This is a genomic window from Nostoc sp. (assembly GCF_036917315.1).
In the GTDB taxonomy this organism is placed as follows: Bacteria; Cyanobacteriota; Cyanobacteriia; order Cyanobacteriales; family Nostocaceae; genus Nostoc.
On sequence record NZ_JBALDR010000048.1, the window covers coordinates 150,474 to 173,600 of the forward strand.

The following is a 23,127-nucleotide window of genomic DNA, read 5'->3' on the forward strand; positions in this document are numbered from 1 at the left end:
TAATGATAATCATTCTGAGGATGGGGAAGGAGAAGCAGCTGTTGGCTGCTTCTCCTTCCCCCCCTTTTTGTACTAAATTCAATTTGGAGTAAAATTTTTGGGTATTGGGAGTGTTGATAGAATCAACTGATTCAGTCAAAAAATTGTTTAACGAAACAGCAAGCGCTACGGTTTTGCAGTATATAGTCCGAGTAAACAGTGTTACTTATATCAAAAGAGCATATTCATATATGGGTATATTCAAACATATACCCATATATGAATATGCTTTACTCCTTTCATCTCAGCAATTAGATACTTGTTCAAGATTTATCTGAGTATTTTAATGTTATTGATTGGTCTTAATGCTTGGTGTGAGTAGCGACGTGCCAGAACTCGAAGGTGAAATCGGCTTTTATAAGGGAGTGAGCAGCAAGGTTGCTAGTGTTGCAAATTTCTTCGGTGTGTCGGAAATCCTCGCGATCGTCGGTCAGTCCAGCGACATTGATTGTACCAGAGCGGACGCTCCAAAAGCCCAGCTCATCGGCGTCCCCCTGAGCGAGAATACACGCAAAGCGAAGTTTGCTTCGGTAGTTACGTATGTTACTGCGAACGGCCCACCAGTTCTGACTGTCCACGGCACTGAGGATCGCACGGTTTCCTACGCTCAGGCTGCTCGTCTGGAGACAGTGTTACGAAAGGTTTGCGTATTGAGTTATTTTGTTACTGTTAAAGGTGCTGGGCATGGTGACTTTGGTACTTTGGTACTGCCTTTAGACAATAGAGTAAAACCCGGATTTCTCACGCATAGTGTAGGCTTCAGGGGAAGAGGAGTGTGGGGAGTATGGGGGGTAAGACTTCTTCTCCATCCTCCCACACCTCCCACACCCTTTGGATTTCTCACAAGAGAGAAATCCAGGTAAAAGCCTTCTTCGATAAGTATCTACATAGGCAATGCGTAGAGGTTTCGACTGCAATGATAAATTGGCGTAAGTTTCAGGAGAATAAAGATGACAAATGACCTAAATTCATACTTACCTGTACCAACTAAACGAAAATTTGCAGCCACTTTCGGTGTAGTAAGACCAATTAGCTTTTGGGTACAGTTAGCATTAGGCGCCGTTTCTATCTTGACTTTGTTACTGGCTATATTTAGCCGCAACGTCACTGTCCAAACAACAACGAATTCGGTTATGGGTTTTGGAGTATTTTTGGGAATTATTGGAATTTTAGTGCTGTGTTTCCGACTTTACTGGATGAACCGCTACAGGCGTTTAGACAAACTTTTACAGTCGCCTAATCGGGAATTACATCCAAGTAAACAGGACGTAATTCAAGTATTACAAATTGGGTTAATTGTAAGTTTTATAGGGCTATTGTTAGCTTTTTTAGCATCTGAAGTGGCTGTTATTGCTGTATTAACGAAAACGCTAGCTCTGCCTCAAACAATAGCAGTCTATAGACCTGAAAATGTTATTCGGTCTCTAGATATTTTTGTGGTTTTGGCCAATGTCAATCTGATTGGCGCTCACTTTGTCGGAGGCGCTACTTCGCTTGGGCTGCTTAACTGGTTAGAGCAATAGTCACCAAAGCAATAAGTCGGTAAAACGATACACTTAAAAAAAATCCCTTGTATATTTTTAACTGGACAATTGCTGTTCAATTTCAAAAGCCCTGAGAAAAATCCAGGGCTTTATTTACAGGGAGTTTATTAAATACTGACTTAAAATCTTTGCCAGCGCTTTTTTATACAAATAACTATCATCAGGGCGAACGCATCTAAATTATGCTTATTCACTATCGAGGTTAAGAATCAACGAAACAATCAGCATTTATCGTTTGATTTATTTTCTAAACCTCGATGCGATCGCTACAGCTTTGCAGTCATTGAATTGCTCGACCACTTATAATTCATCTATGGTGCTACTTTTTCTTTAAACAGCTTCCCAGCAGAAAACGCAGGCACTTTGGTTGCCGGAATTCTCATTGGCTCATTGGTTTTGGGATTACGCCCTTCGCGTTCTGAGCGATCGCGCCGCTCAAATGAGCCAAACCCTACCAGCGTTATCTTCTCTCCATTCGCTACAGTTTCGGTAACGACTGACAAAAAAGCACTAATGACTTCATCGGCTTGCTTTTTTGTGATGTTGGTCTTTGCTGCTACAGCATCCACTAATTCGCCTTTGTTCATAAATCACCCTGAAGCATTGTTAGTATTGGAAATTTACTTTACCATTACTTTCTCTTGTCACGAAAGGGGGGAAAAGGACTAATATATTAAACAGCATACGAAAATTTATAATGTAAGCCTACTGCTGTAGCGACTTTCAGTAGATCGAAAACTTTGGTAAGTTGACGGAAGAATAAGGATTTTAGCCGATGGTTTGGGACTAACACAAGCGTTAATTTGCGATCGCCACCGGAAAGGGCGGGTACGCCATCGCAGCAGAGTTAATTGACAACAGAATTACTCGAACAGCAGATTATAAGAGGATTCCAGCGAATTCTATACACTGGCTAAAATGAGCAATTGGTAAGGCTTCTAGAAATCTTTTCGATTTACTGAACTGAAGTTACTATCTTTGACTTCAACTTGGTATAAATTTCTGGCATTGCAAATTGGGAAAAGCAGCGAATTGTTATGAGGGACTATTTTGCGTTTTTGCTCTCAGTGCAAACGCCCACTGTCGTCGAGCGCATGAATTACTGATAGGGAGAATCGTACTCCTTTTTCACTCTCCCCCTCCCTGAATAATTTGAGTTAATTCATTGCGGCTATGATTTGCTTCTGACCAAAAAGTATTGGTTTTCCCGAAAACAACCATCAATTCCTCTCGATAGCGTTATACAACATCAAGTTGATGGGAATACTAATGTCAGTAAGGAAAACAAAATTCTGTCATAAGGTATGTAGAGATGGCGACTGTGAACTCTATCCCCATCATTCCAGGATATCAAATTAAATCTCAACTGTACGCTGGCTCCAGAACCAACGTATATCGAGCTATTCGCCAATCAGATCAACTTCCAGTCGTGATTAAACTTCTGACCTTAGAGTACCCCAGTTTTAACGAATTACTACAATTTCGCCATCAGTATACAATCAGTAAAAATCTCAACATTGCTGGAATTATTCATCCGTTATCGCTAGAAACCTATGGCAATAGCTATATTTTGGTGATGGCAGATATCGGGGAAATTTCTTTAAGAGAATACATTAAAAACTCAAATCTATCCTTAGTAGAAGTTTTAAATATTGCTATTCAGCTAGTCCGCATTATCCACGATTTACACGAAAGTCGCATTATTCATAAAGATATTAAACCAGCAAATATTCTGATTCATTCCCAAACCAAAAAAATTCAACTCATTGACTTTAGTATTGCTTCATTACTACCTAAAGAAACCCAAGAAATTAAAAATCCAAATGTTTTAGAAGGAACTCTTAGCTATATCTCCCCAGAACAAACAGGCAGAATGAACCGTGGCATCGACTATCGTAGCGATTATTATTCTCTGGGTGTAACATTGTATGAAATATTCACAGGAAAGTTACCATTTAATTGTGACGACCCGATGGAATTGGTGCATTGTCATCTGGCAAAAATGCCATCGCAGCTAGAAGGCAGAAGCAAAGAAATACCAAAGGTCTTATGGAATATTGTCATGAAGTTAATGGCGAAAAACGCTGAAGATAGATATCAAAGTGCCTTGGGATTAAAGCATGATTTAGAACTTTGTTTAGCCCAAATCCAAGATACAGGAAAAATTAGAGATTTTGAAATCGGTCAGTCGGATGTCTGCGATCGCTTCCTCATCCCGGAAAAGTTATATGGCAGAAAAGCAGAAGTAGCTAGCTTATTACAAGCATTTGAGCGTGTGGCTCACGGCACATCAGAAATCGTGTTAGTAGCGGGATTTTCCGGGATTGGGAAAACTGCTGTCGTGAATGAAGTCCACAAACCAATTACCCGTCAGCAGGGTTATTTTATCAAAGGTAAGTTTGACCAATTCAATCGTAATATTCCCTTATCCGCCTTTGTGCAAGCTTTACGCGACTTAATGGCGCAATTGTTGTCAGAATCAGATGCACAATTGGTACACTGGCGCAATCAAATTATTCAAGTTCTTGGAGAAAATGGGCAAGTTTTGATTGAAGTAATTCCAGAATTAGAACAGGTAATTGATAAACAACCACCTGCACCAGAACTATCGGGAACGGCGGTACAAAATCGATTTAATTTACTCTTTCAAAAGTTTATTGCTGTCTTCACCACAATAGAACATCCACTGGTAATGTTTCTGGATGATTTACAGTGGGCAGATTTGGCTTCGCTACAGTTAATTAAACTGCTGATGGAAAATCAAAAATATCTGCTTTTGTTAGGTGCTTATCGAGATAATGAAGTGTCAGCCGCACATCCATTTATGTTGAAGGTGGAAGAACTTAAGAAGGCTGGCAAGACTGTTAATACTATTACTCTTGCCCCTCTTGACTTGAATGATACTAATCAGTTAGTGGCTGATACTTTACATTGTACGACACAGATATCGCGCCCTCTAACAGAATTAATCAACCGCAAAACTAAAGGCAATCCCTTTTTTATCACGCAGTTTCTCAAGGCTTTATACGAAGATAAACAAATTAAATTTAATCACGAGCAAGGTTACTGGGAATGCGATTTTGCTCAAGTCAATGTGCTATCTGTGACTGATGATGTGGTGGAATTTATGGCTACTCAGTTACAAAAATTGCCCCAGCAAACGCAAAATATCCTGAAGTTAGCTGCTTGTATTGGTAATTCTTTTGATTTAACTACTTTGGCAATTGTTTCACAACAGTCGTCACAAAAAGTGGCAGATGCTTTGTGGAAAGCTTTGCAAGAAGGATTGATTTTACCGCAAAATCAAGTTTATAAATTTTATCTCAGCCATCAGCAAGAAGTTAATACTAACAATATCGAAAATGTTGCTTATCGCTTTCTGCACGATCGCGTCCAACAAGCTGCTTATTATTTAATTCCCGAAGACCAAAAACAAGCTACTCATTTGGCGATCGGTCAATTATTGCACGCTAACACGCCTGCAACTCAACTAGACAATATCTTTGAAATTGTCAATCACTTAAATATAGGCATTGATTTGATAACTCAGCTTGACAAAAAACTAGAGTTGGCACAACTGAATTTGCTAGCGGGGTGCAAAGCCAAAGCAGCGATCGCCTATAATGCTGCTGTCAAATATTGTACCCAAGGTATTGACTTACTGCCCTTTGATGGCTGGGCAGAACATTACAGATTAACCCTGAATCTGCATAATGAGCGTTTAGAAGCTGCCTGCCTCAATACAGACTTTGACAAGCTGGCAGGATGGGGTGATGTTGTGTTGCAATCTGCTAATTCTTTGCTTGATACTATCAAAGTCTATGAAACCCGAATGACGGCATTTCGGTCTCAAGGTCAATTTGCTAAAGTAATTGAGACTGGGTTACAAGTGTTGAAATTACTCGGTGTGGAATTTCCCGAACAGCCAATGATGGCAGATATTAGCGCAGCAGTCCAACAGACAAGGCAACTATGGATGGGGCGCGCACCCTTAAGTTTGCTGGATTTGCCTGCAATGAGCGATCCGCATCAACTTGCAGCCATGCAAATAATGACTACACTGGTTTCCTCTGCGTACATTGGTAAACCGACACTGTTACCATTACTTACATCTAAGCAAGTAGAGATGGCTATCCAGTTTGGCAATTCATCTATTGCTATCTTTTCTTATGCAGACTATGGAGTGACTCTTTGTGGTTTGATTGGAGATATTGATGCTGGGTATGAGTTTGGACAGCTTTCATTAAAGTTACTAGAACAACACCAGATTAACGCTTTTAAAAGCAGAGCTTACTTTATTGTCAACAGCTTTATTCGGCATTGGAAAGAACCATTAAATCACAGTATCCCATCTTTGTTAGAAGCTTATCAGAGCGGCTTAGAAACCGGAGATTGGGTATGTATGGCGTTGAACTTAGTGTCATATAGTCAGTGTAGCTATTGGAGTGGTCGAGAATTAAATGATTTGGCACAGGAAATGGAGACTTATCGGCAAGTCATCAGCCAAGCCAAACAAGAAGCAACGTTAAAATATCAAGAGTGCTACCAGCAAGCGATTCTCAATTTATTAGGACAAGCGGAAGTTCCCTATTATTTAGATGGCAAAGTCTTCAATGCCGCCCAAATCTTACCCAGCTTCCAAGCTGCCAGCAATCGCACCGGATTATTCTATCTTCATCTCAATCAAGCTGTTCTATGTTATTTGTTCGGAGAATACGAAGCAGCCTCACAACAAGCAACCTTAGCAGAACAGTATAGTAATGCTGTAACTGGCTATTTCGTCGTAGTTGTCCGAGTTTTTTATGATGCTTTAATTCATCTAGCACGCTACACCGATGTTAATGCCCAAGAACAATCAGCCATTTTAGAGCGAATCAATGCCCATCAAGAAAAACTACAAATTTGGGCTACTCATGCCCCATTCAATCATCAACATCGTTGGCAACTTGTAGCAGCAGAACGCTATCGAGTGCTTGGTCAATTTACTGAGGCGATGGAACATTACGATTTAGCTATTGCCCAAGCCAAAACACATGGTTATGTGCAAGATGAAGCACTCAGCAATGAACTGGCCGCTAAATTTTATCTAAGTTGGGGCAAACAGAAGGTGGCAGCAGGCTATATGCAGGAGGCATACTACTGTTACGCTCGTTGGGGCGCAAAAGCCAAAACCGAGGATTTGGAAAACCGCTATCCCGATTTAGTACGCGTTATTCTCCAGCAGAAAGTACAATCACTGCACATGCTGGAAACCATATCGAGCAGTGTTAGTCACCCGCTTTCGGTTCATAATTCCACTCTTTTGGGTCGTTCTTCTAGCACTGACATTAGTAGCTTTGATTTTGCTGCTATCCTCAAAGCCTCCCAAGCCATTTCCGGCACGATTCAACTGGACGAACTACTGCACAGATTAACACAGATTATTCTGCAACATTCTGGGGGCGAGCGTTGTGCCTTAATCCTACCTAATACTCAAGGAAAATGGTTGGTAAGAGCCATTGGTACACCCGAAACCACAGAACTTTGTGCCGAACCTTTAGAGGGCAACCCCAACTTACCAGTTAAGTTGATACAGTACGTCAAAAACACCGAAGAAATTGTGATGATTGACGAACTCAAAACCAATTTACCTGTAATTGATGAATATTTAAGTCAACGACAACCAAAAAGTTTGTTGTGCTTGCCAATTCTCAATCAAGGACGCTTAATTGGAATTTTGTATTTAAAGAATCGTTCTACTAGTAGTGTGTTTACAAGCGATCGCATCCTCATTCTCAACTTTCTTTGTACCCAAGCGGCCATTTCTCTAGAAAATGCCCGTCTTTATGAAAATGCACAAATTTATACTCAACAGTTGGAACAATCTCTAGAAAAATTACGCCTCAGTGAAGCCCGCTTTCAGAAACTAGCAGATAATGTTCCTGGCATGATTTATCAGATCCGAATTAAAGCCGATGGTTCAGCTTCAGTACCCTACGTCAGTTCTGGATGTCAAACTCTTTATGAAGTCCCAGCAGAAGATTTTCTGTCAGGGAAATCTAGCCTGCGTGATTTTGAACATCCCGACGATGGAGCAGAGGCATTTCAGGCAGTTGTTGAGTCAGCACAAAATCTTACCCCATTTCAGCATGAGTGGCGCATTGTTACACCCAATGGGAATATCAAGTGGGTAAAAGCTGCTTCTCAGCCAGAACGCAGCGAGGATGGTGAAATGGTATGGGATGGAATTCTAATTGATATTAGCGATCGCAAACTTAGTGAAGCTGCTGTTAAGCAAAAATCTCAAGAACTGGAAAATGCTCTGCAAGAACTGCAACAAGCCCAACTGCAAATGATACAACATGAAAAAATGTCTGCACTTGGTAACTTAGTTGCTGGAGTAGCTCACGAAATGAACAATCCCCTCGGCTTTATTTCGACTAGCCTCCAACAAGCTAAACCTATCTTGGCTGATATCACTGAACACCTAAAATTATATCAAAAAGCTCTACCGAATCCAGAAGTAGAAATTCTCGATCATGCTGAAGAAATTGACTTAGACTATAGCTTAGAAGACATGCCAAACATGGTTGACGCAATGCTTATCGCTTCTGAGCGATTAAAAAATATCAGCACCAGCTTAAGAACTTTCTCCCGGGGCGATAAAGATTATAAAGTGCCATTTAACATCAATGAAGGCATTGATAGTACAATTTTAATTCTCAAACATCGCCTGAAAGCGAATGAGCAACGTCCAGAAATTATAGTTGTAACTGAATACGATAATTTACAACCAATCGAGTGTTTCCCTGGACAATTAAATCAGGTATTTATGAATATTTTAGCTAATGCTATTGATGCTTTAGATGAGTCAAGTAGAGGTCGGAGCTTTGAGCATTTTAAGCTAAATCCACATAAAATTAGAGTGAGAGCTATCATTGAAAATCATATCTTAAAAATATCAATTGCTGATAATGGTACAGGAATAAACGAAGATGTAAAAGCACGCATGTTTGACCATTTATTTACTACAAAAGGAGTGGGAAAAGGCACAGGATTAGGACTAGCGATCGCACAACAAATTGTGGAAGAAATACATGGGGGTAGAATTGAAGTTAATTCTGTTTTAGGAAAAGGAACAGAATTTGTAATTTATATTCCCATTACTGAGAAGCTATTTATAAAATAAATCTAAAAGAGATCCCTCAGATAAAAAAGCAGCAATAAGATACTGTTTGTGCAGTATATTTACACCAAAAGTGTCTAATTGCAGTAACGTTACTCGCCAAGAAGCAGTCAAGAGCGATCGCACTTCGAGAGTTTAGATATCTCTAAAAAAGTAATTTAGGCAGGAATGATTAAAGCAATTAGTGAACGCTTATCAAGTGATTGAACTTTTCCTACTTGGCTAAAATCAGTTACAACCCGGTCTAGTAGTTCTCCAGCTTGGTCACGATATTGATGTTCTCGACCTCGTAAACGAACAGCAAACTTCACCGAATCGCCTTTACTCAACCACCCAACTGCTTGTTCAATGCGTAATTTATAATCAGCCACACCTATATTCAAACCAAACCGAACTTCCTTTACTACTGGTCTAGCACAAAGTGCTAGACGCTTTTTCTTTTGATACTGAAGCTTGCCATAATTCAGAATCTTTGCAACTGGAGCCTCTTTTCCTTCAGACACTAATACTAGTGGTCTATCGCATTAATTCTGATAGGTGAATCAAATTTCAATTTCTCTTCTTTCTTTCTTCCTTTGCGTACTTCGCGCCTTCTCTGCGAGACGCTACGCGAACGCGGTTCGTTCTCTTATCCCTGAAAATTAATGCGATAGACTACTAGTGTCAGAGGCGCTGCAACGGACACGCGCTAATATTCAGTCCCTAACAACAACTTTAAATGCCTGGAAAGAGGTGTCCAAAAGCACAAACTTCAAAGACGGCTAAAAAATTGGTGTTGTTAGATTCGCATGATGGATGATGATACCATGCTAGAAGGAGCGGTGGAAGCCATAGTCTTTCTTCAAGAGAGCAGCTAAAATTTCTTTGCCCTAACTTAGAGCGATTGTCCAAAGTTTTTCAGAGCATGGAAAACCATAAGGAGAAATCCAAATGAACTACGACATCAAAGACAAAACCATTTTGGTTACGGGCGCAAATCGCGGCATTGGCAAGGCGATAGTTGAGTCGTTTATTGAACACGGAGCCACCAAAGTCTATGCGGCTGTTCGTCAGATCAACAGTGTCTCCTCATTGGTTGAACAATACGGCGATCGAGTAGTACCAATTCAGGTTGATTTAGGCGATCCCCAATCTATTGTTGCTGCTGCTCAAACTGCCCCAGATGTGCAAATAGTTATCAATAATGCAGGAGTCTTTCAAGCTGGAACTCCCTTAGCTGAGAATGCGATCGCCGCTCTCGAATTTCAGATGAACATCAATGTATATGGATTGATCTACATGGCTCAGGCGTTTGCCCCGGTACTCAAAGCCAATGGAGGTGGTGTCTTTGCCCAAATAAATTCTGTTGCTTCGCTCAAAGGTTTCCCCGACTCTGCCACTTACTGTGCCTCAAAAGCTGCCGCCTATTCAATCACCCAGGCATTACGAGAACTATTGAGTGAGCAGGACACGCTTGTGCTAAGTGTTCACCCTGGCCCGATTACCACGGATATGAGCGATGCGGCAGGAATGAGTGAGATTTCACAACCACCTGCACTTGTGGCAGACGGGATAATAAAAGCTCTCAAAGCTGGGGATTTTCACGTCTTTCCTGACTCGGTGGCTAAACAAATGGGCGATGCTTATAAAAGCTTTGCCCAAAATGTCGTTGAGGTGTCATCAAGTTAACTACATTGCAGGGTAATGCTCTAGACAAGGGTATCTGGGTATTAAAATAGGAAATCACAACACTGAATTTCTAACAGCGATATGGCGCGAACCTTATACTATACCCAGCGATCGCCTTATGCTCGGAAAGTGAGAATTGTCCTGGCCCAGAAGCAGTTACCTTGCGAACTCAAACAAACCGACATTAACAATAAACCTCCAGAATTCCTGAGTTTATCTCCCATTGGTAAAGTTCCGGTATTGGTAGATGAAAATGACCTCGTTTTTTGGGATTCAACGCTGATTGTGGAGTATCTAGACGAGACTTATCCTCAGGCGAGTTTTTATCCAGGCTCGCGCATTGAGCGTTTGTGCTGTTGTCAGGGGGAAGAGTTAGCAGACAGTTTGATAGATAATGTTGTGGGATTGTGGTACGAAACCCGTAAAGGAAACCAAGCTGATTTTGGCACCCAAGCTAAATATCAGTCCAGCATTAATCGCCTTTTAGGTGTTTTTGAGCAAAAGTTGACGAAATCAGCCTACCTATTAAATGAAACTCTAAGTGCTGTAGATGTTGCAGCTATATCAGGGTTGGGTTACTACAGCCTCAGATTTGGCAATAATTGGCAGCAAGAGTATCCTAAACTGAGGCAATGGTTTGAGCTATTGCATCAACGTAAGTCGGTTGACTCTACCATGCCAAAAGCATAAAGCAATTTAGCTGACTTTAATCACTTGAGTTTAGAGGACTACAATTATTTACGTCTTCTCTACGAGACGGGCAAAGGACATGGTACAGGACGACTGCGAGTCTCGTAGTTAATGGTTTATAACAGTTGAAATGCTTATCTTATATAGATTTTCGCATTTCCCGATCCCTTTTTTTTGATTTCTTTGTGAGAAATTCGGGAAAAGACCTGAAAAAGATGCGAGTCCACGAAATTATGACCAAGTAACTCTTATCTGTTGTCTATCTGTTATTATCAGTTCTGTTCGAGTCAGACAGAAATTATTCTCGGAGATAAACAATGGGCAAGAAATATGATGTTTATGGTGTCGGTAATGCTTTAGTAGATATAGAATACGAAGTATCTCCAGAGTTACTACAAGAGTTAAAGATTGATAAAGGTGTAATGACGCTCCTAGATGAAGATAGTCAAAATCATATTTTGGAAAATCTCAAAAATCTTCATTGCCATAAGAGTTGTGGAGGGTCAGCAGCTAACACAATGGTAGCAATTAGTCAATTAGGAGGAAAAGCTTTTTATTCCTGTAAAGTGGCTAATGATGAATTTGGAGACTTTTACATCGAAGATTTACTTAACTCTCAGGTAGATACCAACTTAAAAAATAGCGATCGCCAATCAGGAATTACAGGTAAATGTTTGGTGTTAGTAACTCCCGATGCAGATCGTACCATGAATACGTTTTTGGGAATTACTGGGGAATTTTCTACACAAGAATTAGTATCATCAGCGATTGCTGATTCAGAATATGTATATATCGAAGGATATTTAGTGGCTTCTCCCACAGCAAAAGAAGCAGCTGTAAAGGCTAGAGAAATAGCTGAAAAAGCGGGAGTAAAAACCACCATGTCCTTATCTGATTACAACATGGTGAAGTTTTTTAAAGATGGTCTATTAGACATCATTGGGACTGGTTTAGAATTGATTTTTGCTAATGAAAGTGAAGTATTAGAACTAGCAGATACACAAGATTTTCAAGTAGCTGTAGACAAACTAAAAACCCTGAGTAAGAAATTTGCCATTACTCGCGGTGCCAAGGGTTCAGTAGTATTTGATGGTCAGAAATTAATCGAAATCACTGCACCTCAAGTAAAAGCTGTAGATACAGTAGGAGCAGGGGATATGTATGCAGGAGCTTTCCTCTATGGAATTACCCAAGGTATGAGCTATGAAGAAGCCGGAAAATTAGCATCGGCCGCAGCTTCTAAGATTGTTGCATCCTATGGCCCAAGATTAAAGACTGAGGAATTAAAGGCATTAGTTACTCCTTAGAGGGTGTTTGAAAAGTTTTGAGAGGTCAAATTTTATGCCAAGTACAAGCCTTCGTAACCAGCTATTTATTGCACTCACCGCATCTAAAGCTTGGGTAAGGTTGAGTGGGGTAAGTAAGTACCTAATGTGTAAAGAAATACGGCAATTCATTAACAATGATGATACTTTTACCTTTACTTATAAAAAACCTCTAGGATGAGTTATAAGCGAGGAAGTATTGACATAGCGTTCGTTTATAAGCGATCGCTACTCGTCCCCACATCAACACTTCCCACGCTAAATGCTAAATTTTATTTAGCCACCCAGCAGGAGTTTTCTTTTTCTTATGTGGTTCTGGTCTGCCGATTCTGTAGAACAAGAATTATTTGATTTCTACGCTCCAGCCCTGCAATCGCTCGGCGTAAATTTTAATGACGAGCAACTCCAAGACACTCTAGAAGCATCCAGCTATTGTTTAGAAGATGCTTTCAGGAGCGCGATTGTTTATATACTATGGCTCGAAGAAAACCTAAAGCCGATCTACCCGACTGCGATACTAATCGAGGCACTAGCAAATCAATGGCGCACCAAATACTGGAAGCCGGAGTATTTAGAACTTGAACAGTTGCTCTCCCCCGGAAAGCGCTGGTGGAGGGCAGCAGTGGATATGTGGGGTTACGACGAGCGTAATCAACTGGTTGCAGACATATTCTACGACCACGGTCAGGAATTTATCAAGTTCCGAAATGGGAAAGAAATTCTAGTTGACACTGCTTATAAGTGGGGATGGGAGCGAGTCGCAGATTATGCGTCCCCGTTTTCAGTAAGTAATTCGTCGCTTGACAGTATCAATGCAAGGGAATCTCGATCTACACCTTCTGCACAAGAGTAGATAAGCACCGTCAAACAGCAATCGCTTTAGCTGCACGCTATTCTGAGACAGTGTGATTTTTACCTCTCCCACTTCACCAGCACCCCATCCACACAAGCGATACCCCACTGCGGAAACTTCGCCAGCAGTTTTTTGATCGCGATCTGCAAAGCCGGATCATCATTCCAGCACTCTTGCAAGAAGTCCAACCCCGGATTCTCGCCCAAATTCGCTGCAACTTTGAACGTAAAACCCCCGAATATAATTCGGGGGATATAAGCGAATGAGCCAAATTTATTTGGCATTATTTATGCTAAACCTGATATTGTAATTCCTGGATTCGATTCGGCACAGATGCTAAACTTGAGCGCACTGGTAGGACTTGTGGGATTATTCGGCATCGCTATTCACGCTTGGTCAACATTACCGGATACTATACCTGTCCACTTTGGATTTGATGGACAAGCCAATGGTTGGGGGAGCAAAAAAGTTCTGTGGTTGTTACCAATTGTCGGTTTAGCAATTTATGCACTTTTAACATTTATTAGTCGTTATCCCAATACATTTAATTATCTAGTTATAATTACTGAATAAAATGCTTTAAAACAGTATAAAATTGCTTGTTCAATGTTGGATTGGCTAAAAAGTGAGATGGTTTGGATATTTGTTTACATTGAATGGCAAATATTCCATCTAGCGACTACAGAAAATCCCAATTTAGGGGTATGGTTTATGCCTGTAACATCAATAATTATATTTGGGACAATTGGATATTGGTTGAGTCAATCTTTTCTGGCACGTTAACGCCATACAAAATAGTCCCGAATGCCATTTTGATTCGAGCATTACAAGACAGTGGAAACCAAAGGTATGGCGTGATGAGTACCTTGAGCTACCCATATTAGAGTCACCGGGGCAAAGATGGTGGAATGGCGCAGTTTCCAAGTGGGGGTATGATGTACGTAATCGTCTCGTTGCTGATGTGTTTTACGACAATGGGCAAGAATTCATCAAATTCACTAATGGTAAAGAAATACTGGTAGAGACGGCTTGGCGTTGGGAGTGGGAACGAGTGCTGGAATATGCGAGTAGTTGAAGTGCGTAGGAATAACTGGGCTGGATGAATACAATCAACTACAAGAACGAGTGCTGGAATATGCGAGTAGTTGAAGTGCGTAGGCGTAGCTCATCGCAGACATCGCTCCCACACCGCTTGTTTATTTTAGGAATTATTTTATCTGAGCTAAAATTTTTTTACTTTCAGTAGATCGAAAAGATTTTTAGAAGCCTTACCAATTGCTCATTTTAGCCAGTGTATAGAATTCGCTGGAATCCTCTTATAATCTGCTGTTCTAGTAATTCTGTTGTCAATTAACTCTGCTGCGATGGCGTACCCGCCCTTTCCGGTGGCGATCGCAAATTAACGCTTGTGTTAGTCCCAAACAATCGGCTAAAATCCTTGTTTACTAATAACATTTTGGATAAAAAAAGGAAAGTTCAAGGCTTAGAAAAATATGGCAGTGCTTTCACCTAAACCCAATCATGGCTGTTGATCAACTAAAAGCACTACCATAAATTTTACTGACGATCGTGTTATGTCTAAAATTTTTCAACTCAAGTTTTGATTTTAACAAAACACTAATGCACTCCACCGTTTTCAGTATGCGCGGAATCGTATACGCCCGAATGACACTAAGAAAAGGGAAAATCGTTGAGGCAGAAGGGGTGCAGTGTTTCGACTACGCTCAACAACCGGAGCGGAGGAGCAGGAGAGAAAGAAGAAATTTTAGGCATTGCGTTCAGATATTTAGAAATTCTCCTCTGCCCCCCTGCTCCCCTGCCCCTCTGCAATCCCTACGCTGCTTACCTTTCAGCTTAACTTAGTGCCATTCGTACACGCCCCAATATTCAATACCGCGATCGCGTAATATGGGTTCAACGCGATGAATTTCTTCTTCTGAGCCTTCTAGGATGAGCAAATAATAACTCTGCTGGAGGCGATCGCTATAAACTCTGGCTCGCTCTTCAGGGATACCTAAATCACCTAATGCCTTCAGTAAATTCTGATTTGCTGCGGCTCCCACAGCAACACCTGCCACGCTACTAACCAATGCTACACCTACGGAACCTGCTGCGAGTACGGCTCCTAAACCGGGAAGTGCTAAACTACTCAAACCAAGTAACGCGGTACCCCAAGTAGTTGCTGTCAGTGTGTCTCCTACTGCTCCGGTTGTATCGACATCTCGATCGCCAATGCGATCGCTTATTTGCGCCTCACCTAAGTTTTCACCTTGTTCTACATCTTTAGCAATGACAGAAACTTTCTCCATAGGAAAATTTGCAGTTTTCAACTCATTAATTGCCTGCTCTATTCCTTGAGAATTCGCAAATACTCCTAATGCATGTATTGTGTTTTTAGTTATCATATTTTTCTCCTTCGTAATTGTATTAGTGCGTCCATATATAACCTCGGTATTAGACTCTAATTCACGAGTAGGTTTATTACAACGCTCCTAAATTGTTATTTATTGAATTATGTCCCCAAGGGGGGATAATTCATCAGTGAAGAATTAGCGAACCAAGTGGAGTACGTCACGCACTAAACTATAGCCAGCTAAATCCCAAAGTACGTAAGAAATAAAGCCAATCATCGCTAAACGCCCATTCCACAACTCTTGTTGCGGATTCCATCCAAAAATCCAAGCATTGCGATCGACACCGTTATAGGCTTTAGCTTCAGTAGATAATTCAACCACTTTGTTAGTTTCAGTTGCCATTGTAAATATTCCTGAATAACTCTACTACATCCACATCTTAGTTACTATTACAGTTTCAGTTCTCTGTCTATTGGGGAATCTGAAAGCGTCACAGGAAGTATCTGTAAATATCTTATAGACTTTCGATCCTTTGGGCGAAAAAGCATCAGAAACTTCCTCAAGAAGCTTTACAAAATCTCATCTCTCGCCGTTTACCTACTTCAGACTCAACTTTCAAATGAAGCAATATCTTGATGCTATTTACTTTTTTACAAACAGTCTTTTAGTCTGATTCATTCCTCAAGACAGATGCAAACGCAGATTTAATTGAACCTCCTGCTTCCTTGATTTTCTGGGCGATGGGTTGCTCATTATGCAAAAACACACGCGCACAGTTGCGTCCCGGCAAACCGGAAATTGAACCACCCGGATGAGTTCCAGCACCAGTAAGATACAAGTTATCAATTGGTGTTTTGTAGTTAGCTAATTCCGGCAACGGACGGAAGCAAAGCATTTGTTCTAAGGTCATATCGATGTGGTAATAATTACCTTTGTAAGTCCCTAACCGTTCTCCCAACTCAGCCGGACTTTCGACATGACGGGCGATGATTGAATGTTGCAGATTCGGCGAATACTGCGCCAGTTTATTAATCACTTTGTCTGCAATTTTGTTTTTCAGTTCATCCGTCCAACCCGTACCTTTTAAACCTGTACCCTCTGCACCAGCAATTTGATAAGGTGCAAAAAACTCTATCCATAATGTATGTTTACCTTCCGGTGCCATCGATGGGTCGAGTCCAGTAGGCATCACCACATACATTGATGGGTCTTCATCAGGAATTTTGCCGAGAGTAATCAGACTATGAGCTTGTTCTACATGATTGACGGAATCAGCAATCAGAATAGAACCTATCAGATAGTTATCTTGGTGATTGTGATGGACAAAACGCAATGGTTCAGATAAAGCACAATCAATTTTGAGGATGGTTTCATTGTTGTTGACGATGCGGCGATCTAACCTTTCACGCAAGTTCTCATCCACATCGCTACTATCCATTAATTGCAAGAATAAGCGCTTGGCATCAATACTTGAGATTACACCTTTGTTAGCACGATATTCTTTACCACCAGCAACTCGCACACCAACAGCTTTACCATTATCCACTAAGACTTTTTCTACCCTTTGGTCGGTGAGGATTGTACCACCTTCAGTTTTTACCAGCTTCACCAAAGCTTCCACAAGTCCACCACTACCACCACGCGGTCTTGCCATACCGGGATTATGACGCAACATCATCATCATCGCCCCAAAAGACATAGCTTTTTGCGAGGGAGGGGAACTCAGTTCGGCTGAGAGTCTAGCCAGAGGTGCTTTGACAAACTCAGAATCGAAGTACTCGTTAATATTATCTGTGGCACTGCTGAGTAGGGTACGCAGTAAATCAAGGGTTGTGTTAGAGCCACCTAGAAGGGAAAATAAGTCTTGCAGACTATTGAGATTGTAATTGCCTGCAATATCAACAATTGATTTAGGTGGTGCATTGAAGAAAGGAGCAATCCCTGTGATAAAGCGCTGCCAAAAATCGGCATATTCAGCGTATTTTTCAGCATCACGCTGACTATAACGGGCAATTTCTGCACAAGTCTTTTCTATAGATTGATGAGCTAAGAAATACTTACCATCTGGATGGGGACAAAAGGCAACTGGATCGCAGGTAAGATATTCCAAGCCGTACTTATGCAGTTCCAACTCTTGGATGACTGGCCCTAAGAAAATAAACAGATGGTTAATCGCGCAAGGACTAAATTTAAAACCAGGTGCTTCATCAGGCATAAGTTCTTCAGTTGTGCAACCACCACCAGGGAGCGATCGCCCTTCTAATAACAGGACGCTGTAACCAGCTTTTAGCAGGTAGCCAGCACAAACTAAGCCATTATGACCAGCGCCAATAATTACAACGTCATACGATTCCATGAGTGCAATGTCGGGATTAAAGCATATTCCCTGATATTAGAAAGTGTTGAAGATATCTAAATCTTTCGTGGGTTATAGAATATTTATATATCTATAGGAATCCTACTTCAACCTTGCTAAGTATACAGAAAAACAAACTTTTGTATACCAAGCTTATAACCAGCTTGGTTGTTCAAAAATAAATAGGAGTCCTATAGTAGTAGTGTTTTGATTACCAATAATTGAATTTATTTTTAACCCACTTTTGTTACTATATTGTACCCAACCAAGAAACACTATAAATGATCCAGAGTTGATATTATTTATAGCTAGTATCGCTTTTTACCTAAATTGTGGTAGTCATTTCTTCTAGTTCTTTGAGGTGCTGTGCGTTCACAAGCCATTTCTCTTCATAGTTAGATTGATCTGTAGCATATTGACTATGTTGCTCTTTTAGTATTGCAATTTCATGATTAATTATTGATAACGCTTTCCCTTGGGTAATTACTTTTTTTAGCAACTCAAATCGTGATGTTTCATTAATTTGGCGCAAGAGTTGCGAGATACAACGGCTAATGATAACTTCATTGCTAAAAGCAAGAATGCTATGAGATTCATCATCTTGACATAATAATTGCTCGCTGACATCAAACAAAGCTTCTACAACTGAAGGGATGTAATTCACAGGAATTTCTTCAGTGGAATTTTCTAGTTGTTCTATAAATACCCTGGCTTTGGTTATGCCGTTTGGAAGTTTTTGTTTAGCAAGTTCTATGAGATAATTTCCAAATTTTTCTGGATTTTCAACCAAACCAAGGATAATTTTTATCTGAATATTAGATAATTCACCTGCTGATAACGACAGACGAAAGTAAATAGGAAATATTTCTAAACTACACACACGTAGTTGTTCGCGCCATTCCAACTCTTGCTTTTCATCTAGAGAAATATTACCCAAAATGAATTTTAACTTAGGAAAAAGGTGTATTAGCAGGTTTTTAACAGGCTGCTTGTCCTCATCTCGTAGTTGAGCAATCCAGGTATTCAGAAGATTCTTGAGTTCGTCTATTGAAAGGTTTACCTCTCCTACAAAAATATGAGGATTTTGATGGATTATACTATATATCTTTGGGCAAAAGACTCGCAAAGACTCAATAGCAATAAAATCAACAGGGTTTACTTCATCTTTTACTACTGGATACGTCACTGTTAAAGTATTAATAAGACGAGTAATATCGCGGATGTTAGTAATAAAGTGTTCTATTCCTTGAAAGTAAATATCACCCCAGCGGCTTTGGTTGATTTGTTGTTTTGGAGTTTCTGCAAATATATTATTATCAAGCTTTTCAAAAAGCAGCCTGCGAAGTGAGGTTTTATCAACAATAGGTAACTCAAAACTAACTTGAATAATTTTTTCTAAGTATGCTTCTTCAGATATTTCTTTAGTATCTGCAATTTTTTTGATTACAACTTCTTTATCAAAAACTAGCAGATAGACAAGATTAGTAAAATTTCGCATTGCTTTAAAAATACGAAATAACTGCTTGATATCTTCAGCAGGCAACCGATCGATATCATCAATTGTTACGACTATTCGCCGTTGCTGCTGTACTAACGTATCTTCTACTTCTTCTTTTAATTCGGCAGCTTCCTTGTCTTTCTCGTCCAATAATGCTGCTAATGCCTTGCCGGTTTGAGCATAAGGTAGAGGAATGTCTGAAATAATGGCGGCAAAATCAGCTAGTCTCTCTTTCAAACCTTTTGGTACGGATGACTGTTGGCTTAAAACGTTTTTTAATTGGTCAAAAAAGCGTCTTGTGATATTTTGATGCGCAGAGAATAACCAAGGATTAAAAGGAACGATGATTGGTTTCTCCTCCTCTGGCTTTTGCTGAAGATAGTGAACTACAAAGTTTAATAATGTAGATTTGCCAGAGTTCCAAGAACCGTAAACTGCAATAACGAAACCTTCAGGAAAGGTCATTTTGCAAATACTGTCTGCTAGATACTTGGCAAAGTTGGCATTTCCTAGCAGGTCTTTTTCAGGATCGACTAAGGAGCTATCTACCGATATATCGTTAATTTCTGTTTGTGCCATAAAAGAGTTTTTTACTGATGTTGCGATCGCCTCTATCGGGGCGTAGCCCATAGTGACACATTCAGTAGGATGAGCAATGATACCTTAGGATATAAATTTTCAGTGACATAATTTCCTCAAGACTTATGCAATTGGTTTTAGATTACTTATTTGGCATCGCTGAAATTAGGAGGTTAAATAGACAAACAGCGTATATGGTAAATTTTATCTCCACATTATCTAAAAAGACTACTCAAATAATTTGAATTTAACCCCAATCACAACTATTGGTTAGATAAATGCAGCATTCTTTATGTCTATGTGTACTAGTGGAAGCTAAATTTTAATATTTATATATAAAGGTATTAATCCTCAAGAATGATTTTGAAAAAAATCGATTATTTTCTCTTCACCAAACATTAATTAACTGCTAAATTTATTACACTAAAGCTTCTAGCAAAATCTATATTAACTTTAGGTCAAATAATTGACTTATGAGATGGAAGCCTAGCCCCAGTTATATATTAGTTATTTCTGTTCAAGCAGTTTATAGTCAATACTTACTATGGAGTAGTTCTTCAGGATAAGTAAGCAATTGCAATGCTTTAGAACTTATTGATTAAATCTTATATAAGTTTTATTAATTGTGGCTAATAGTAGCTATAACAATTTAATTCTTTAAATATTGACTAAATAATATGGTTCAGCCCCAAGAAGATGACATTTCAGTAGAAGCTAGTTCTCTTCCCCCTGTCCCCATTCAAGAAATCTCAGAGGATAGGGCATTAACAGAGACGGTACTTTTCCCAACTCCAAAACTGTTTCTAAAAATTCCTAAGCCAGAAATTCGCCAAAGTCTCAGGGCGTTAACTTATGAAAGTGTCTTTGCTGCGGTTCTTTATAGTATCATCGGCGGCGCGTTACTCAGTAATTTCTTGCTAGAGTTAGGTGCTGGTCCAGTCGAAATTGGTCTACTCGCGGCTATCCCTCAGATGGTGAATCTGCTTCAACCACTGGGAGCGTATTTGGTAAATCGAAGTACCAGCTTCCGTTGGTATTTCATGTGTATTTTCATCCCGTCGCGGCTGCTATGGTTGATTCTTCTACCAGCAATTTGGTTAGTTACTTCATCTCGTATTACTGGATACCAAGTAGTACAGTTGACATTGGCAATTCTTTTAGTAGCTAATATCATCGAAGCTTTTGGTCGCGCGCCTTGGCTTGGGTGGTCAGCTGTGTTAGTACCTCAACGGTTGCGGGGGCGATATTTCGGCTTTCGCAATAGTATTCTCGGCTTGACTAACCTTGTTGGTGTGCCTCTGCTAGGTTTAGCGGTATCAGCTTGGCCTGGTGGAACCCTTCAAGGTTATGGCACAGTCTTGGTTGTAGGAATCATCTTAGGGCTAATCAGTGTGGGCTGTCAGTTCTGGATGACTGATATAAACCCGCAGCTTTTAAAAGTTGGGGATTTGGACACATCACACCCACAGCCCCAAGGAATAGATTTGAGCTTGTTTAAAGATGCTAATTTTTTGAAGTTTGTGCTTTACCTGAGCATCTGGTGCTTTGCTGTTAACATCAGCAATCCTTTCTTTAACCTCTATATGCTGGATAACCTGGATATAGATATTAGTGTAGTAACGATTTATCACGGCTTAGGAACTGGTGCGAATATGCTCATGCTGCTTTTGTGGGGTAAACTGGCCGACCGGATTGGGAATCGCCCACTACTACTATTAGTGGGAGTCTTGGTGGCGGTGACACCTCTGCTGTGGCTCTTGGTTGGAAGCGATCGCATTTCTTTTTGGATCTGGCTACCCTTGTTACACATACTAGCTGGCGCAACGTGGGCAGCAATTGATTTATGTACCAACAATTTGATGATGGGAATAGCACCGTTGCGTAATCAGTCGAGTTATTTTGCGATCGCAGCTGCAATTGCTGGTATCACTGGAGCAATGGGTATTACTGTCGGTAGCTTTTTAGCAACTCTGCCCGGTATTGCGGGTTTACTGGGGTTGTTTGTTCTCTCAGGCTTACTACGGATGGTTGCACTTGTACCTTTAGTTTTTGTTCAGGAGCAACGCTCTATACCACTGAGTCAGCTAATGCGATTCTTATTCCCAATGAAGCAGTCAACCGATCTGATAAAAGTGGAATAATAAGTTTTCAATTATGTATTTCAACAACATCCCAGCAAACTATAGAGTCGTTGAGCATCACGAATAGCGTTTCCATCGGGATCGTTGTTGAAATACACGTAAACGTCAATCTCCTGCATTAAAAATGAACGGATATGCTCAACCCATGTAGATAACTCTTCATCGCTATAACCTACGTTCCATTGCCCACTGTGCATACGGATATAAGTCCAAGGGGCAGTCAAACAGATATCAAGAGGAATTGTTGGGCTGACAGGTAGACAAAGAGCTACACCTGCACTTTCTAGTAGTTGATAAACTTGTGGAATCAGCCAGCTTGAATGACGAAATTCAACTGTAAATCTTTGTTGTGGGTAGGTTTGCAGTAATTCTAAAAAGGGCTGAAGACGTTCAACATTAATATGCCAAGTATGAGGAAATTGAAATAAAATAGGGCCGAGTTTTTCTTGCAATCCAGATGCACGTTCCATTAGGCGAGATAGCGGCTCTATCGGATCTTTTAATTTTTTTATGTGGGTGAGATAGCGGCTACCTTTAACAGCAAAAAGAAAGTTAGATGGTGTTTGCTTGCGCCAAGTTTCAAAGACAGACCGTTCTGGCAAACGATAAAAGGAAAAGTTAATTTCTACAGTGGAAAAATGTTGGGCGTAAAATGATAATTGCCGATCGCTAGGCAAAGGTGGTGGATAGAAAATATCCATCCAATGCTTATAAACCCAACCACTAGTACCAATTTGCAGCTTACTCATTCAGTTATCTCAGTTATATTATTCTCCTGATGCTATGCAATGTAAAATTAATTAAATTTGCTCGTAGTAAACGGCTATAGCCCTATTTTAAAGGCTACAGCCGCTTACTATAACAATCCTATTTGAGTTGTGAAAACTATCGAACCGCCAAGTCGCCTTCGCGAAG

Annotated in this window: 18 protein-coding genes; 10 read left to right on the forward strand and 8 right to left on the reverse strand. The window is 40.3% G+C overall.

Annotation, left to right across the window (positions count from 1 at the left end):
• Positions 1-344 precede the first annotated feature (344 nt).
• Together V7K84_RS21965 and V7K84_RS21970 are read left to right on the forward strand one after the other, a co-directional pair.
• Positions 345-902 carry a prolyl oligopeptidase family serine peptidase gene (locus tag V7K84_RS21965; protein WP_334841138.1) on the forward strand — a complete coding sequence of 186 codons (558 nt, stop codon included), beginning with the start codon at positions 345-347 and terminating at the stop codon, positions 900-902.
• A gap of 87 nt (positions 903-989) precedes the next feature.
• Positions 990-1,562, forward strand: a complete 573-nt coding sequence (locus tag V7K84_RS21970) for a DUF3611 family protein (protein ID WP_334841140.1) — start codon at positions 990-992, stop codon at positions 1,560-1,562.
• Positions 1,563-1,894: 332 nt separating this feature from the next.
• Here the strand turns inward: V7K84_RS21970 and V7K84_RS21975 are convergent, their stop codons facing one another.
• A complete protein-coding gene (locus V7K84_RS21975; RefSeq protein WP_334841141.1) occupies positions 1,895-2,170 on the reverse strand; it encodes an HU family DNA-binding protein in 276 nt (91 codons plus the stop codon).
• Positions 2,171-2,895: 725 nt separating this feature from the next.
• Here V7K84_RS21975 and V7K84_RS21980 point away from each other — a divergent pair.
• Positions 2,896-8,751 (forward strand): trifunctional serine/threonine-protein kinase/ATP-binding protein/sensor histidine kinase, encoded by a 5,856-nt coding sequence (locus tag V7K84_RS21980; RefSeq protein ID WP_334841143.1) that lies wholly within the window; start codon positions 2,896-2,898, stop codon positions 8,749-8,751.
• Between the two features lie 155 nt (positions 8,752-8,906).
• Here V7K84_RS21980 and infC read toward each other — a convergent pair whose 3' ends face one another.
• Positions 8,907-9,251 carry a translation initiation factor IF-3 gene (gene infC, locus V7K84_RS21985; protein WP_334841145.1) on the reverse strand — a complete coding sequence of 115 codons (345 nt, stop codon included), beginning with the start codon at positions 9,249-9,251 and terminating at the stop codon, positions 8,907-8,909.
• A gap of 427 nt (positions 9,252-9,678) precedes the next feature.
• On the opposite strand from infC, the gene V7K84_RS21990 reads away from it, so the two are divergent.
• The 4 genes from V7K84_RS21990 (at position 9,679) to V7K84_RS22005 (ending at position 13,284) form a co-directional block, all read left to right on the forward strand.
• A complete protein-coding gene (locus tag V7K84_RS21990) occupies positions 9,679-10,416 on the forward strand; it encodes an SDR family oxidoreductase (protein WP_334841147.1) in 738 nt (245 codons plus the stop codon).
• An 81-nt stretch (positions 10,417-10,497) separates the two neighbouring features.
• The gene (locus V7K84_RS21995; RefSeq protein ID WP_334841149.1) at positions 10,498-11,106 is read left to right on the forward strand and encodes a glutathione S-transferase family protein; all 609 of its coding nucleotides are present in this window, start codon (positions 10,498-10,500) and stop codon (positions 11,104-11,106) included.
• A gap of 317 nt (positions 11,107-11,423) precedes the next feature.
• Positions 11,424-12,413 (forward strand): adenosine kinase, encoded by a 990-nt coding sequence (locus V7K84_RS22000; RefSeq protein ID WP_334841151.1) that lies wholly within the window; start codon positions 11,424-11,426, stop codon positions 12,411-12,413.
• 325 nt (positions 12,414-12,738) lie between these two features.
• Positions 12,739-13,284 (forward strand): hypothetical protein, encoded by a 546-nt coding sequence (locus V7K84_RS22005; protein WP_334841153.1) that lies wholly within the window; start codon positions 12,739-12,741, stop codon positions 13,282-13,284.
• Between the two features lie 59 nt (positions 13,285-13,343).
• Here V7K84_RS22005 and V7K84_RS22010 read toward each other — a convergent pair whose 3' ends face one another.
• On the reverse strand, positions 13,344-13,568 hold the full coding sequence (locus V7K84_RS22010; protein WP_334841154.1) for a hypothetical protein: 225 nt from the start codon (positions 13,566-13,568) through the stop codon (positions 13,344-13,346).
• Between the two features lie 49 nt (positions 13,569-13,617).
• Between V7K84_RS22010 and V7K84_RS22015 the strand changes: the two genes are divergently transcribed.
• Both V7K84_RS22015 and V7K84_RS22020 read left to right on the forward strand, forming a co-directional pair.
• The gene (locus V7K84_RS22015; protein WP_334841156.1) at positions 13,618-13,857 is read left to right on the forward strand and encodes a DUF1648 domain-containing protein; all 240 of its coding nucleotides are present in this window, start codon (positions 13,618-13,620) and stop codon (positions 13,855-13,857) included.
• Positions 13,858-13,914: 57 nt separating this feature from the next.
• Positions 13,915-14,067 carry a hypothetical protein gene (locus tag V7K84_RS22020; RefSeq protein WP_334841158.1) on the forward strand — a complete coding sequence of 51 codons (153 nt, stop codon included), beginning with the start codon at positions 13,915-13,917 and terminating at the stop codon, positions 14,065-14,067.
• Positions 14,068-15,143: 1,076 nt separating this feature from the next.
• Here the strand turns inward: V7K84_RS22020 and V7K84_RS22025 are convergent.
• The 4 genes from V7K84_RS22025 to V7K84_RS22040 all read right to left on the reverse strand — a co-directional run bounded on the left by V7K84_RS22025 (position 15,144) and on the right by V7K84_RS22040 (position 20,071).
• Positions 15,144-15,689 (reverse strand): hypothetical protein, encoded by a 546-nt coding sequence (locus V7K84_RS22025; protein WP_334841160.1) that lies wholly within the window; start codon positions 15,687-15,689, stop codon positions 15,144-15,146.
• Between the two features lie 144 nt (positions 15,690-15,833).
• Positions 15,834-16,040, reverse strand: coding sequence for a high light inducible protein (locus tag V7K84_RS22030; protein WP_322673011.1), 207 nt, complete (start codon positions 16,038-16,040; stop codon positions 15,834-15,836).
• A 262-nt stretch (positions 16,041-16,302) separates the two neighbouring features.
• Positions 16,303-17,994: a beta-carotene ketolase CrtO gene (gene crtO, locus V7K84_RS22035; RefSeq protein WP_334841163.1), complete on the reverse strand. Its 1,692-nt coding sequence runs from the start codon at positions 17,992-17,994 to the stop codon at positions 16,303-16,305.
• A 325-nt stretch (positions 17,995-18,319) separates the two neighbouring features.
• Complete coding sequence (locus tag V7K84_RS22040) at positions 18,320-20,071, reverse strand: KAP family NTPase (RefSeq protein WP_334841165.1); 1,752 nt, start codon at positions 20,069-20,071, stop codon at positions 18,320-18,322.
• Positions 20,072-20,748: 677 nt separating this feature from the next.
• Between V7K84_RS22040 and V7K84_RS22045 the strand changes: the two genes are divergently transcribed.
• Complete coding sequence (locus tag V7K84_RS22045; RefSeq protein ID WP_334841167.1) at positions 20,749-22,212, forward strand: MFS transporter; 1,464 nt, start codon at positions 20,749-20,751, stop codon at positions 22,210-22,212.
• Between the two features lie 20 nt (positions 22,213-22,232).
• Here V7K84_RS22045 and V7K84_RS22050 read toward each other — a convergent pair whose 3' ends face one another.
• Positions 22,233-22,961, reverse strand: a complete 729-nt coding sequence (locus V7K84_RS22050) for a DUF72 domain-containing protein (protein ID WP_334841168.1) — start codon at positions 22,959-22,961, stop codon at positions 22,233-22,235.
• Between the last annotated feature and the right edge of the window lie 166 nt (positions 22,962-23,127).